This window comes from Lapillicoccus sp. (assembly GCF_039935575.1).
Lineage (GTDB): Bacteria > Actinomycetota > Actinomycetes > Actinomycetales > Dermatophilaceae > Lapillicoccus.
This window is the reverse complement of sequence record NZ_JBDTKA010000018.1, coordinates 42,594-56,961: the sequence shown is the minus strand read 5'-3', so window position 1 is coordinate 56,961 and position 14,368 is coordinate 42,594. Positions and strand designations below refer to the sequence as shown.

The window sequence follows — 14,368 nt, the reverse complement described above, 5'->3', positions numbered from 1 at the left end:
GCTATCGATGCCACGCTGGTCCCATGACCACGAACGACACCGTGCTGACCACCTTGGGCAACGACACCATCGACCAGCTCGACGCGCACTGGACAACCCAGCTGCGACCCCGCTTCGAAGGGCTGACCGATCTCGAGTACGGGTGGGAACCCACCCCCGGGGCCTGGAACGTGCGAGTGCGAGGCACCGGCACCGCACCCGTCCAGGCGGGTTCCGGGGAGATGACCATCGACTTCGCCTATCCGCAGCCGGTACCTCCCCCGGTGACCACCATCGCCTGGCGGCTCGGCCACCTCATCGTGGGGGTCTTCGGCGCCCGGGTCGCGTCCCACTTCGGCGGACCACCGGTCGACTACGACTCCCACGCCTACGCCGCCACCGCAGACGAGGCACTTCGCCAGCTCGACGCGGCGTATGCCGCGTGGCTTGCGGGAGTTCATGGCTGGGTCGAGACGGACACGCTCCTGGAGCGGCTCGGTGCCGTCGAGGGCCCTTATGCCGAGCTCTCGCGCTTCGACCTCGTGCTGCACATCAACCGCGAGACCATCCACCACGGCGCCGAGGTCGCGCTGCTACGCGATCTGTGGGCGCACCGCACCGACTGAGCCCAACCCACCCCACTCCACCGCATCACCCGATCCCCTCGACCATCAGGAGCGTCACATGCCCGGCACCCCACCCCCCGTCGCCGACGAGCGCGAGGCGATCGCCGCCTTCCTGCGCCAGCAGCACGACGGGATCCGCAACGCCGCCTTCGGCCTCAGCGACGAGCAGGCGCACGCGACACCGTCCGCGAGCGCGATCAGCATCGCCGGGCTCGTCAAGCACACTGCCTACACCGAACGCGCCTGGATGTCGCGCGTCCACTCCGCACCGCACGAACCGCCTGGCGACAACCGTCCCGTCGAAGAGCGGGCCGCCGACTACGGACGCGACTGGGACGCCTCGCAGGACACCATCGTCGACCTCCTGGCGCTGCTCGACGAGGTGTCGGCCGCCACGGAGGCAGCGGCGCTCGACCCCGGGATCGACCTGTCTGCGCCGGTTCCGGTGCCGCGCGACGCGCCGTGGTTCCCCAAGGACGTCGAAGCGTGGTCGGTCCGCTGGGTGTTCATGCACCTCCTCGAGGAGCTGGCGCGGCACGCAGGTCACGCCGACATCGTCCGCGAGCACCTCGACGGAGCGACCATGTACGAGCTGCTCGCCGCCGCCGAGGGGTGGCCGGAGACGCCGTGGCTGAAGCCCTGGAAGCCGGCTGTGCAAGCGGCGGCTCCCGTTCGGTAGCCCGGCCACCCGGCATACCCTCGTGCCGTGAGCACCACCGACGTGACGGCCGACCCGTCGACGCCCGGTCCGGTCCCCGCGCCCGTGCCGCCCGAGCGGCGGGCGGGCCTGGGTCGCGAGGCGCTCGTGGTCCTCGGTCTGTCGCTCGGCGCGTCGGCCGTCTACGCCGTGCTGCGCATCATCGACCGGCTCACGGTCAACGTGCCGCTGGGCAACCAGTCGTCTTCGCTCAACAACTCAGTGACGCCCGACCGCCCGTGGCTGGACCTGGCCTACCAGCTCGCGAACATCGGGTTCGCGGTCATGCCCGTCCTGCTGGCGCTCTACCTGCTGCGTCGGGTGGAGCCGCCCTCTCTCGAGCGGCCGGCACGGTTCCTGGGTCTCGACCTGCGCCGGCCGGGTTTCGACATCGGTGGTGGCCTGGCGCTGGCAGCACTCATCGGGATCCCTGGGCTGGGGCTCTATCTCGCGGCCAAGGCGCTCGGCATCAACACCCAGGTGGCCGCGGCCAACCTCAGCGGCGCGTGGTGGACCGTGCCGATTCTGCTGCTGTCGGCGATGCAGAACGCGGTCCTCGAGGAGGTCGTCGTCGTCGGCTACCTGATGACCCGGCTGCGGCAGATGGACTGGCGCGTGCCGGTCGTCGTCGGCGCGTCGGCGTTGCTGCGCGGCTCGTACCACCTCTACCAGGGGTTCGGCGCCTTCGTCGGCAACGCCGTGATGGGAGTGGTCTTTGCGCTGGTCTACCTGCGGTGGCGCCGGGTCGGGCCGCTGGTGGTCGCGCACTTCACCCTCGACACGGTGGCGTTCATCGGCTACACGTTGCTCAAGGACCACCTGAGCTGGCTGCACTGATGAGCAGATGATGGGCGACCACTCGCATGTCCCGGAAGCGGGTCAACAGGACCACCGCAGCCGGCTGAGCCTCGTGCTCGCGATCACCAGCGTGGTCCTGGTCGCGGAGATCGGCGGCGCGGTGATCTCCGGCAGCCTCGCCCTGCTCGCCGACGCAGGCCACATGCTCACGGACGTGGCCGGGCTGAGCCTGGCCTGGGCCGCCGCGACGTTGGCCCGACGGCCCGCGACGCAGCAACGGACCTGGGGTTTCCGCCGGGCGGAGGTACTGGCGGCGGCCGCACAGGCCGCCGTCCTGCTGGCCGTCGGCGGTTTCGTGCTGGTCGAAGGGGTGCGCCGCCTGTTCGAGCCACCGGAGGTGTCGTCCGGGGTGATGGTCGTCTTCGGTCTCGTCGGGCTGCTGGGCAACGCCGCCTCGATGCTGGTCCTCGCCGGTGCCAGGTCGGCGAACCTCAACCTGCGAGCAGCCTTTCTCGAGGTCGCTAATGACGCGCTCGGGTCGATCGCCGTCCTGGTGGCAGCACTCGTCATCGCCCTGACCGGCTGGCTACGTGCCGACGCGCTGGCCTCGGTTCTCATCGGTGTCCTGATCCTGCCGAGGACGGTCAAGCTGCTGCGCGAGAGCATCGACGTGCTCCTGGAGTCCACGCCCAAGGACATCGACCTCGGCCAGGTGCGCTCGCGGATGCTCGCTGCGCCGCACGTCCACGAGGTTCACGACCTGCACGTCAGCCAGGTCGCGACCGGGCTGCCGGTGCTCACCGCTCATGTCGTCGTCGACGAGTCGTGCTTCCACGACGGCCACCTGCCGCGAATGCTCGACGACCTCCAAGGCCGCCTCGCCGACGACTTCTCGCTAGAGCACTCGACGATCCAGTTCGAGGCCGCCTCCCACGCCGACCACGAGCAGCCCGGGCACGCGTGACGACCACCCTGGCGCGACACACGGACGCTGGGACGCAGGACCCAACCCGGCTGCATACGATGCACCCCGTGGAAACCGAGGGGCAGCTGCGTCGTCGGCTGCTCGGGGGGCCCATCGACGTCACCCGCAGCCAGCGGCTGCTCGGCTGGCTCGGGCCCCTGGTCGCCATGGTCGTCGGCGGCGTCCTACGGTTCTGGAACCTCGGCGACCCTCATCAGCTGGTCTTCGACGAGACGTACTACGTCAAAGAGGGCTGGTCGATGATCCTGTTCGGGGTCGAGATGCGCAACGACCCGGTCCTGGACGCCGCCAAGCAGATCGACCAGAACTGGACCGCGGGCAACGTCCTTAAGGTCTACGACCCGACCACCGGCGACCTCGTGGTGCACCCTCCGGTCGGCAAGTGGCTCATCGGGTGGGGCGAGCAGCTGTTCGGGATCGACAACTCGTTCGGGTGGCGGTTCGCCCTTTGCGTCATGGGAACTCTGTCGATCTTCATGATCGGTCGCGCCGCCCGCCGGCTGTTCGGCTCGTCCCTGCTCGGCACGGTCGCCGCTATCCTGCTCGCCTTCGAGGGCCACCACTTCGTGCACTCCCGCACGGGTCTGCTCGACCTCATCCTGATGTTCTGGTCGTTCGCCGGTTTCTGCTTCCTGCTGATCGACCGCGACGCCTCCAGGGCTGTGCTTGCTCGCAAGGTCGCCGGCCTGACGACCGCGCAGCTGGTGGGCGCCTACGGCCGGCACGGGCCGAACCTCGGCTGGCGTCCGTGGCGGCTCGCAGCCGGGGTATGCCTCGGGCTGGCTTGCGGGACTAAGTGGTCGGGGGCCTACTTCCTCGTCGTCTTCGGCCTGCTGACCGTGCTCTGGGACCTCGGCGCCCGCCGGGCGGCGGGCGTACCGGCCTGGAAGACCGCCTGGCTGGTCAAGGACACGCCGCTGGCCTTCGTCTGGGTGGCGGTCACGTCGGTCGTCGTCTACTGCCTCAGCTGGTGGGGCTGGTTCGCGACGAGCATCGGCTACAACCGTCATTGGGCCGACACGAACCCGGCCGAGCCCGGGTTCGGCTGGGTCCCGGGCCCGGTGCGCTCCTGGTGGAACTACCACGCGCAGATCCTTCAGTTTCACGAGCACCTGACGTCGGACCACCCGTACAAGACGAACCCGTGGTCGTGGCTCATCCAGGGCCGTCCGACGTCCTTCTTCTACGAGGGACCCAAGAAGGGCGAACAGGGGTGCACGGTCGACCTCTGCTCCAAGGCGATCACCTCGATCGGCACGCCCACCATCTGGTGGGGCGCGACCCTCGCCGTTCTCGTCCTGCTGTTCATGTGGGCGCTGCGCCGCGATTGGCGCGCGGGCGCGATCCTGGCCGGGTTGATGGGCGGGTACGTGCCGTGGTTTGCCCTCGGCGAGCGGACGATCTACTCGTTCTACGCGGTCGCGTTCGTCCCCTACGTGGTGCTCGCGGTCGTCTACGTGCTGGGAATGGCCATCGGCGGTCCGTCGGCGAGACCGGTACGCCGGCGGTTGGGCCTCGGGCTCACGGGAGCCCTCTGCGTGTCGACGGTCGGGTTGTTCGCCTTCTTCTACCCGATCTACACGGCGCAAGTCGTGCCGTATGCGTTCTGGAGCGCCCACATGTGGTTCCCCAGCTGGATCTGAGGCTGGCTCAGATGCGCGCGTTGCGCAGCCGCAGGGCGTTGCCGATGACGCTGACCGAGGACAGCGACATGGCGGCGGCAGCGATGACGGGAGACAGCAGTATGCCGAAGAACGGGTAGAGAACGCCGGCAGCGATCGGGATGCCGACGACGTTGTAGACGAACGCGAACACGAGGTTCTGGCGGATATTGGACATGGTCCGCTGGGACAGCGAGCGGGCTCGCACTATTCCGCCCAGATCGGCGCCGAGCAGGGTGATCCCCGCGCTCTCCATGGCCACGTCGGTGCCTGAACCCATCGCGAGGCCTACGTCCGCGGCCGCGAGCGCCGGGGCGTCGTTCACACCGTCGCCGGCCATGGCGACCACGTGTCCCTGGTCGCGCAGCCGGGACACGACCTTGCTCTTGCCATCGGGCAGCACCCCGGCCTCGACCCGGTCGATGCCCAGACGCCTGGCGACGGCCTCGGCGGTGACCCGGTTGTCGCCCGTCACCATGACGATGTCGATACCCGCCCCGCGCAGGGCCGAGAGGGCTCGTGGCGTCGATGCCCGCACCGGGTCGGCGATGGCCAGCAGACCGGCGAGCTGTCCGTCGACTCCGACGAGGACCACGGTCGCACCGTCGCTGCGCAGCCGGTCGGCCTCGGCGGTCAGACTCGAGGCGTCCAGCTGCTGCTCTGAGAGCAGGTCCGCGCTCCCGAGGACGACCCGGCGACCCTCCACGGTTCCGAGGACCCCTCGACCCACGGGCGCGTCGAAGTCCACGACCTCGGGGACGGCGAGGCCGGCCTCGGCGGCGGCAGCAAGGACCGCGTGGGCGAGCGGATGCTCGGAGGCGCGTTCGACGCCGGAAGCGAGGCGCAGGACCTCGTGAGACGAGAACCCTTCTGCCGCAAGAGTCGTCGTCACCGACGGCCGGCCCTCAGTCAGTGTCCCCGTCTTGTCCACGACGAGCGTGTCGACCTTCTCGAGTCGCTCGAGCGCCTCGGCGTTCTTGACCAGGACGCCGAGCTCGGCCCCGCGCCCGACCCCCACCATGATCGACACTGGTGTGGCCAGGCCGAGGGCACAGGGACACGCGATGATGAGAACGGTCACGGCGGCGATGAGGGCATGGGCGAGGCGTGGGTCGGGACCCACGATCGCCCACACCACGAACGCCAGGACGGCGACGGCGACGACCGCCGGCACGAACACGGCGGCCACTCGGTCGGCCACGCGTTGGATCGGGGCTCGGGAGCGCTGCGCCTCGGCGACCATCGCCACGATGCGCGCCAACATGGTGTCGCGGCCGACGCCGTCGGCGCGCATCACCAGACTGCCGCTCTGGTTGATCGTCCCTCCGACGACGGTGTCACCGGGCCCTTTGGACACCGGCATCGACTCGCCGGTCACGAGCGACTCGTCGAGCGACGAGCGACCGTCCTCGACGGTGCCGTCGACGGGGACCCGTTCACCGGGACGGACCCGAAGCCGGTCGCCGACCTGAACGTCGGCGAGGTCGACCTCCTCGTCGGAGCCCGTGTCACCGGCGTCACGGATCCGGCGCGCGGTTTTCGGGGTGAGGTCGAGCAGCGCTCGGATGGCGCCCGAGGTCTCGTCTCGGGCGCGCAGCTCGAGGACCTGGCCGAGCAGTACGAGGACGGTGATGACCGCAGCCGCCTCGAAGTAGACGTCGACCGTGCCACCCATCCCGCGGAACGCATCGGGGAAGATCCCCGGCACCAGCGTGGCGACCACGCTATAGACGTAGGCGACCCCGGTGCCCATCGCGACGAGAGTGAACATGTTGAGGTTCCAGGTCCGGACCGAGGCCCACCCCCGCACGAAGAACGGCCAGCCCGCCCACAGCACCACCGGTGTCGTGAGCACGAGCTGGACCCACGTCGAGGCGGTCGGCGAGACGACGTCGGATACCTGGCCGAACAGGTGGGTGCCCATCTCCAGCAGGACCACGGGCAGGGCCAGGGCGAAGCCCACCCAGAACCGCCGTGTCATGTCGGTGAGCTCGGCGCTGGGGCCGTCGTCGGCCGTGACCTCGACAGGTTCGAGGGCCATCCCGCAGATCGGGCACGCCCCGGGTCCGCTCTGGCGGACCTGCGAGTGCATCGGACAGGTGTATGCCGCGTCAGTGCCGCGCACGAGGTCTGGCACCGTGGCTGCGGTGGGCTCCGGCGTGGCGTGGTGGTGGCTCATAGTCGAAGAATACCCCTAGGGGGTATGCCTGCGTCTATCGGCACGCGTTCGCCGTCAAGATCGCGTCAGGAGGAGCCTCAACCGGGCCGCATGGTGTTTCGCTGAGGGCATGGCCGACTTCCTGCTCCTGCGGAACCGCCCGTGGCTCCTGGTCGCGACTGCCCTCGTTCCACTCGGGGTCGCTGCCCTGCTCGCCCTGGTTCGCGACGACATCAGCACGGCGACCGCCGTGCTCGTCCTCGTGCTTGTCGTCGTGGCCGCGTCATCAACCGGTGACCGAGCGGCTGGCTTTCTCGCCGCGGTCTCGAGCGGCCTGTTCTTCGACTTCTTCCTGACCCAACCCTACGAGACCCTCGCGGTGACCGACCCCGCAAACGTGGAGACCTTGGTCCTGCTCGTGCTCGTCGGCATCGGCGTCACCGAGCTCGCCCTGTGGGGGCGGCATCAGCAGGCCGGGGCCAGTCGAAGCCTTGGCTACCTCGACGGCGTTCTCGGTGCGGCCGAGACCGTGGCATCTCGTGACCCGGACGCCGACGACATGGTGGCGCTGGTCGCGACCGAGCTACAGGCGCTGCTGCGCCTCGACCGATGCCGGTTTGCGCCCGTCGCACCCGATCTGCGCACCGTCGTCCAGCCTGACGGCACGGTCCGGCAAGGAAGTCGCGAGATCGAGGCGGGACGTCACGGGCTGCCGACGGACGAGGAGATCCTGCTCCCGGTGCGCAGTGGCGGCCGCGTCGTCGGAGCGTTCGTGCTGACCGCCGCGACGGCGGTCCGCCGACCCGGTCGCGAGCAGCTGCGGGTGGCCGTGCTGCTCGCTGACCAGGTCGGTTCGGTGGTCGCCCGAACGGGGACCTGACGGGTCCGGTCAGGCCGGCGCAGCGCTGTCGAGGTCCGGCAAAGCCTCCCGGTCGCGCGAAGCCGCGTGACCGCCGGACCCGGACTCCGGGCGACGGTGCGCCAGTCGGGTCCCCTCGATGTCCACGTGCGGGATCACCTTGTCGAGCCACGCCGGTAGCCACCAGGCCGCGTCGCCAATCACGTTCATCAGGGCGGGGATCAGGGTCATGCGCACCACGAAGGCGTCGAAGAACACGGCGATCGCGAGCGCGAAGCCCATTGACTGGATCAACGCGTTGGCCTGGAAGATGAAGGCCGCGAACACCGAGATCATGATGATGGCCGCGGCCGTGACGACCCGGGCACCGTGCCGGAAGCCGTCCACCACCGCGCCGCGGGCGTCTCGTCGGTGAACGTAGGACTCGCGCATTCGCGTCACGAGGAAGACCTGGTAGTCCATCGCCAGCCCGAACACGATCCCGATCAGCAGCACAGGCATGAAGCTGACCAGCGGCGCGGGTTCGACCAGTCCGAACAGGTGCTTCTGGAAGACCAGGACCGTGAGCCCGAGGGTGGCCAGCAGGGAGAGCAGGAAACCCAGCGTCGCCGTCAACGGCACGAGGAGCGAGCGGAACACGAGCACGAGCAGGACGAAGGCCAGCCCGATCACGACTGCCAGATAGGGCGGCAGCGCCTCGGACAGCCGCTGCGACACGTCGCTCTGGATCGCGGTCACCCCGGTCACGCCGAGGACCGTTCCGGTCTGCTCCTCGATAGAGCGCTGCCCGTCGCGCAACCCGTTGAGCAGGTCGAGGGTGGCCTGGTCATCCGGCCCGCTGCGCGGCGTGATGAGCACCTGCGCGCCGGTGCCTGCCTGGTTGGTCCCGATCACCTGGGCGTTCGCCACGTCGCCGCGGTTGGCTGCCCACTGCGTGACTGCTCCGTATGCCTGTCCGCGCCCCGCCGCGTCGGGGAGGGCGCGGGCGTCGACAACAAGGAGTAGTGGGCCACCGCGGCCTGCTCCGAACGCGGCCGTCTGCAGGTCCGCAGCGCGTCGCTGGGTAGTGCCGGAGGATGCTGTCGAGTCGCTGGGGAGGGCTAGGTGCAGGTCCTTTGCCGGGATGGCCAGAGCACCAAGGCCGAGCACCGCCAGCAGGACGACGACAATAGGAGCCCGCGCGACGAGCCGTGCCCAGCGCACGCCGTTGTTGGTGCGCGGGCGCGCCGCGAACCCGTGGTCCTGCGGCAGGTCGGCGCTGGTCGCGACCGAGCTCTCCGGCGGGGCTTCGTGCCGGCCGCGACTGCGGTCCCGGACCCGCCCGGCGAAGGCCTTGGACTTCAACATCCCGAGCAGCGCGGGAAGCAGGGTGAGCGCGATGAGGACCGCGGCGAAGACGGTGCCCGCAGCAGCCAGACCCATTGCGGTCAGGAACGGGATCCGGACGACGGCAAGGGCAGCCAGGGCGATGAGGACCGTCAGACCGGCGAAGACGACGGCGCTGCCCGCGGTGCCGACCGCACGGCCCATTGCCTCCTGCCGGTCGTCGGTCGAGTCCAGCTCGGTGCGGTAGCGGGACAGGATGAACAGCGCGTAGTCGATCCCCACCGCCAACCCCAGCATCACCGCAATGATCGGGGTGGTCGAGCCGATGTCGGTGAAGGCGGTCGCAGCGGTCACGCCGAGGAACCCGATCCCCACTCCGACGACGGCCGTGATCAACGGAAGACCGGCCGCCACGAGCGACCCGAAGGTGAGGATCAGCACGACCCCAGCGACGAGGAGCCCGAGCGCCTCGCTCTTGCCGTCGACCGCCACGGCGCCTTGCAGACCGCTGCCGGACGCCTCGACGACCAGGCCGGACGCCCGTCCGGAGTCCATAACCGCGGTGACCGCGTCCCGCGTCGATGCTTTGACGTCACCCGGCGACTTCGCATCGAACGTGAACGAGACCGTCCCGACCCGGCCGTCGGCACTCAGCGGGAGGAGTGCCTTGGCGTTCGACTCGGCGACCGCCTGGGGCTGACCGGCATGCACGGCACCTGCGACCGCCTTCTCGAACTGAGCCGCCGCGACCTGCACCGGGTTGCCGAGCCGGTCCGGCGAGACGATCTGCGGGACTTGCCTCAGTCTGACGAGCATCGTGTCGACGGCTGACGAGTATGCGGACTCGCTCAGCCGGCGTCCCTCGGGGGCGGCGATGACGAGGGTGCCGCTCGCTGCGTCCACCGAGGCTCCACCCCCCAGTCCCAGGTCGGTCTGCAGCGTCTGGGCCTGCTCCGAGGGAATGCCCGGGATGCTGAAGGCGTCGTTCATCGGCTTCGAGATGGCGACCGCGGTGATGCCGACCGCCACGAGGACGACGATCCAGACGGCCACGAAGGCCGGCCACCGGCGGTAGGCGGTGCGGCCGAGACGGTAGAGAAGAGTGGCCATGCGGGGGGCTCCTGGACGAAGGGGACGGAGTGCACGCCATCGTGCGGAGTTCCTATGGGTTTCAAGCGGGTTGGCGCAGGGTTTGAGAAGGGGGTGGGAGTGTCTCAGCCGACGAGAGAACGGGCGCCCTGCAGCGTGGCGGCAAAGGCGGTCGCCAGGTCGCCCTCCGAGCGACCGCTCACGAGCTCCTCGAGGGCGACCTCATACAGCGCGACGACGATGGCGACGGCGAGCCTGGGGCGCACGTCGCTCGCGGCATACCCCTCACGGCTCGAGATCTCCTGCCGGAACTGCGCGACGTATGCCTCGAAACGCTCCTGGTCGCGGCTGAGCAGCCGCGGGTTCTTGGTGAACACGTCGCGGCCGATGCGCATCTGGGCCGGTGTGGGGGCCACCGACCCGATGATCTCGGTGGCAAGGCCGGCCAGGTCGAGCAACAGGTGACCGGTCGGGCCGCCAGCCCGGAAGGTGGCGAGGCTCGTTTCCTCGACGACCGGCATCTCGCCCAGGACCGCCTCCTCCTTGCCGGAGAAGTAGTTGAACAGGGTCCGGCGCGACAGGCCCACCGCGTGCGCGAGCTGGTCCATCGTGAAACCGTCGAGCCCATGCGTCGCGGCCAGCGACTGGGCGGCGACCGTGATGGCGCGCGAGGTGGCCCGATGGCGGCGTCGGCGACCGTCGGCGGCACGGATCTCGGGAAGAGCAGGTATGCCCCGGCCGCCGTCGCGGACCCCGGATGCGGCCACCGTCCGAGCTGCACTTTCAGTCACAGAGTGCAGTTTGCATTATGGACAACCAGAGTGTAAATCGAAGTGTGACACCGCGACGGCTTGATATGACACCACAATGGTGTCACCATGGTGGTGTGGAACTCGGACCATACCTGATCGACCTTCAGCGCCAGCTGGTAGCAACTGCGGCCAACGGCACTGAGGACTCCCGTGCCGTCGCCGAACGGCTCGCTGCCGGACTGGATGCCGCGGCGCGTCTGGTGCTCCTCGACGCCCTGTCGGCTGCGGCCGGCGAGATCACCCGTGACCTCGCGCCTGGCTCGGTCGACATGCGACTGCGGGGTCGTGACATCGACTTCGTCGTCACTTCGCCCAACACCGAGCCGGATGCAGACGAGCGGACCGCTGGCACCGTCGACGTCGATGACGCGAGCACCTCGCGCACGACGCTCCGGCTGCCGGACGCCCTCAAAGCGCGGGTGGACGAGGCCGCAGCGGCCGACGGACTGTCGGTCAACACCTGGCTGGTCCGCGCAGTTGCGGCCGGCCTCCAACCCAAGCAACGCCGATCCGCACAGCGCACGCTGCGCACGGGCGACAGCTTCGCGGGCTGGGCCCGCTAACCCGCCCAGCCCACCACCTCCACCCACCACGCGCCAGCGCGAGGTCGGACAAACGCGCCTACGGAAGGAAAGGCATCAGCATGCCCACGTACACCACCCCCAACCCGGTCGACCTCGCGATCAACCTGCAGGTCGGCCGAATCGAGGTCGTCTCTGGCGAGCGCGCTGACACGGTTGTGACCGTGGTCCCCAGCAACCCGGCGAAGGCAGTCGACCGGCGAGGCGCGGACGAGACCAAGGTCGACTTCGACGGTCAGCGTGTCACCATCGTCGGCCCGCGGCCCCGCATCAGCTGGTTCGGTCCGACCGAGTCGGTGGACGTGAGGGTCGAGGTGCCGACGGGGTCGCGGTTGACCGTCGAGATCGCGGTCGGCGGCGTGCGCACCCTCGGACGCCTCGGCGCCACCCGCATCAAGGGTTCTCTCGGCGCCGTGGAGGTCGACACCACCGCGGACCTGTGGCTGCGCGCCGGGCATGGCAACGCGACCGTGGGCACCGCCGAGGGCGCCGTCGAGATCACAGCGGACCATGGCCAGATCCGCGTCGGCCGGGTCACTGGTGACGCGATCCTCAAGGCGTCGCACGGCACCATCGTGGTCGAGGAGTCCGGCGGTGACCTCGACGCGAAGCTCTCCTACGGCGACCTCGAGATCACGAGGGCGCTTGCCTCCGTTGTCGCGAAGACCGCCTACGGAAGCATCCAGCTACGAGAAGTCTCGAGCGGTTCAATCCAGGTCGAGAGTGGCTTCGGCGAGGTCACCATCGGGGTGCGGTCCGGCGTTCCCGCCTGGCTCGACCTGTCCTCGAAGGACGGGCAGGTCCGCAATGAGCTCGTCAGCGACCGCGGTCCCGAGGCGTCCGAACATGCCGTCGCTGTACGTGCGCGCACTCAGTACGGCGACATCGACATCCGACGCGCGCGATGAGCTCGATCGACCAACAGAGAGGCACTGATATGACCACCGCGGCGATCGACGTCCACGGGCTACGGAAGTCCTACGGCGAAAACCTCGTGCTCGACGACGTCGACCTCACCGTGAGCGCAGGCACCGTCCTCGCGCTGCTCGGCCCGAACGGCGCCGGGAAAACCACTACGGTGCACATCCTGTCCACGCTCGTGCGGCCGGACGCCGGCGTCGCGACGGTCGCCGGATGTGACGTCATGCACGACCCCGACGGCGTACGAGCCGCGATCGGACTCACCGGCCAGTTCTCCGCGGTCGACAGCCTGCTCACGGGCGAGGAAAACCTGTTGCTGATGGCCCGGCTGCGGCACCTCGGTGCGAAGCGCTCGAAGACGCGGGCGGCCGAGCTGCTCGAACAGTTCGACCTCGTCGAGGCCGCTCGCAAGCCGCTCGCCACCTATTCGGGCGGGATGCGCCGCCGCCTCGATCTCGCGATGACGCTCGTAGCGACACCGACGGTGATCTTCCTCGATGAGCCCACCACCGGCCTCGACCCCCGCAGCCGCCACACCATGTGGGACATCGTGCGCGGACTTGTCGCGGAGGGCACGACCGTCATGCTCACCACCCAGAACCTCGACGAGGCGGATGAGCTCGCGGACCAGATTGCGGTCCTCGATGATGGGCGCATCGTCGCCGACGGGACGCCCGACGAGCTCAAGCGCCTCGTACCGGGTGGGCACATCCGGCTCCGGTTCGCGGATGCCGCGGGGCTTGACGCCGCCTCGCACCTGCTCGCCAACTCCGCTCGCGACGACGCCGCGCTCGCACTGACCGTTCAGAGCGACGGAGGAGTCGGCGCGCTGCGCACCCTGCTCGACCGCCTTGACGCGGTCGGCCTCGAGGTCGACGACCTCAGTATCCACACCCCCGACCTCGACGACGTGTTCTTCGCCCTCACCGGCAAGAAGGACCAGTCCGGCCGGGTAGAAACGAAGGGAACCGCATCATGACCGCCATCCCCACCCAGCGCCCGGGCGCCACCGGCACCCGTTCCCAGTCTCATCTGGTCGCGGACTCCATCACGATGCTCCGACGCAACCTGCTGCACATCGTCCGCTACCCGGCCCTGTCGATCTTCGTCATCGGCGGCCCGGTGGTGATCCTGCTCCTGGTCGTGTTCGTCTTCGGCGGAACCCTCGGCGCCGGCCTGCCCGGCGCGAACCCCGGCGGTGGGCGGGAGGCGTACCTTGCCTACGTCGTGCCGGGCATCCTGCTGATCACCATCGCGGGCACTGCCGGCGGCACCGCAACGACGGTCGCGATGGACATGACCGAGGGCATCACCGCGCGGTTCCGCACGATGGCGATCTCGCGGGCCGCAGTGCTCGCCGGACACGTGCTCGGTAACACGATCCAGGCGGTCATCGCCGTCGCCCTGGTCCTCTGCGTCGGGCTGTTGATCGGGTTCCGCCCCACCGCGGGGCCCTTCGGGTGGTTCGCTGCTGTCGGCCTTGTCGTGCTCATCTCCTACGCGATCAGCTGGCTCGCGGTCGGCATGGGGATGCAGTCGAAGTCCGTCGAGACGGCGAGCAACCTGCCCCTCATCCTGACCCTCCTGCCGTTGCTCGGCAGCGGCTTCGTGCCGACGGCCTCGATGCCGTCAGGCCTGCAGTGGTTCGCGCAGTACCAGCCGTTCACCCCGTTCATCGAGACCATCCGCGGACTGCTGCTCGGCACCCCGCTCGGCTGGAACCCGGTGCTCGCGATCGGATGGTGTGTCCTGATCGCGACCGCCGGGTACGCCTGGTCGATGGCGATCTACGAACGCAGGTCGGTGCGCTGAGTGGACGTTGCACAGTCGTCGACGAGATTGCGCGAAGATTGACCTGATGCAACCTCTGGGACGA

General features: G+C 69.4%; 13 protein-coding genes. 10 read left to right on the top strand and 3 right to left on the bottom strand.

Annotated elements, in window-relative coordinates; all coding sequences use genetic code 11:
* Positions 1-23 precede the first annotated feature (23 nt).
* The 5 genes from ABI385_RS02340 to ABI385_RS02320 are packed head-to-tail and all read left to right on the top strand — an operon-like array spanning position 24 to position 4,728.
* A complete protein-coding gene (locus tag ABI385_RS02340) occupies positions 24-605 on the top strand; it encodes a DinB family protein (RefSeq protein ID WP_348102119.1) in 582 nt (193 codons plus the stop codon).
* 58 nt (positions 606-663) lie between these two features.
* The gene (locus ABI385_RS02335) at positions 664-1,284 is read left to right on the top strand and encodes a DinB family protein (protein WP_348102118.1); all 621 of its coding nucleotides are present in this window, start codon (positions 664-666) and stop codon (positions 1,282-1,284) included.
* 27 nt (positions 1,285-1,311) lie between these two features.
* A complete protein-coding gene (locus tag ABI385_RS02330) occupies positions 1,312-2,139 on the top strand; it encodes a CPBP family intramembrane glutamic endopeptidase (RefSeq protein WP_407068212.1) in 828 nt (275 codons plus the stop codon).
* Positions 2,140-2,149: 10 nt separating this feature from the next.
* The gene (locus tag ABI385_RS02325) at positions 2,150-3,064 is read left to right on the top strand and encodes a cation diffusion facilitator family transporter (RefSeq protein WP_348102117.1); all 915 of its coding nucleotides are present in this window, start codon (positions 2,150-2,152) and stop codon (positions 3,062-3,064) included.
* A gap of 59 nt (positions 3,065-3,123) precedes the next feature.
* Positions 3,124-4,728 carry a phospholipid carrier-dependent glycosyltransferase gene (locus ABI385_RS02320; protein ID WP_348102134.1) on the top strand — a complete coding sequence of 535 codons (1,605 nt, stop codon included), beginning with the start codon at positions 3,124-3,126 and terminating at the stop codon, positions 4,726-4,728.
* A gap of 7 nt (positions 4,729-4,735) precedes the next feature.
* Here ABI385_RS02320 and ABI385_RS02315 read toward each other — a convergent pair whose 3' ends face one another.
* A complete protein-coding gene (locus ABI385_RS02315) occupies positions 4,736-6,925 on the bottom strand; it encodes a copper-translocating P-type ATPase (protein WP_348102116.1) in 2,190 nt (729 codons plus the stop codon).
* Positions 6,926-7,034: 109 nt separating this feature from the next.
* Between ABI385_RS02315 and ABI385_RS02310 the strand changes: the two genes are divergently transcribed.
* Positions 7,035-7,784, top strand: a complete 750-nt coding sequence (locus tag ABI385_RS02310) for a DUF4118 domain-containing protein (protein ID WP_348102115.1) — start codon at positions 7,035-7,037, stop codon at positions 7,782-7,784.
* 9 nt (positions 7,785-7,793) lie between these two features.
* On the opposite strand, the gene ABI385_RS02305 is transcribed toward ABI385_RS02310, so the two are convergent.
* A complete protein-coding gene (locus ABI385_RS02305) occupies positions 7,794-10,199 on the bottom strand; it encodes an MMPL family transporter (protein ID WP_348102114.1) in 2,406 nt (801 codons plus the stop codon).
* Between the two features lie 104 nt (positions 10,200-10,303).
* Positions 10,304-10,969, bottom strand: coding sequence for a TetR/AcrR family transcriptional regulator (locus tag ABI385_RS02300; RefSeq protein WP_348102113.1), 666 nt, complete (start codon positions 10,967-10,969; stop codon positions 10,304-10,306).
* Between the two features lie 95 nt (positions 10,970-11,064).
* Between ABI385_RS02300 and ABI385_RS02295 the strand changes: the two genes are divergently transcribed.
* The 4 genes from ABI385_RS02295 to ABI385_RS02280 all read left to right on the top strand — a co-directional run bounded on the left by ABI385_RS02295 (position 11,065) and on the right by ABI385_RS02280 (position 14,304).
* Positions 11,065-11,553, top strand: coding sequence for a toxin-antitoxin system HicB family antitoxin (locus ABI385_RS02295; protein ID WP_348102112.1), 489 nt, complete (start codon positions 11,065-11,067; stop codon positions 11,551-11,553).
* Positions 11,554-11,633: 80 nt separating this feature from the next.
* Positions 11,634-12,479 (top strand): DUF4097 family beta strand repeat-containing protein, encoded by an 846-nt coding sequence (locus ABI385_RS02290; protein ID WP_348102111.1) that lies wholly within the window; start codon positions 11,634-11,636, stop codon positions 12,477-12,479.
* A 29-nt stretch (positions 12,480-12,508) separates the two neighbouring features.
* Entirely contained in the window at positions 12,509-13,471 is a 963-nt protein-coding gene (locus tag ABI385_RS02285; protein ID WP_348102110.1) for an ATP-binding cassette domain-containing protein, read from the top strand.
* Positions 13,468-14,304: an ABC transporter permease gene (locus ABI385_RS02280; RefSeq protein ID WP_348102109.1), complete on the top strand. Its 837-nt coding sequence runs from the start codon at positions 13,468-13,470 to the stop codon at positions 14,302-14,304. Before ABI385_RS02285 ends, ABI385_RS02280 begins: the two co-directional genes overlap by 4 nt.
* Positions 14,305-14,368 lie beyond the last annotated feature (64 nt).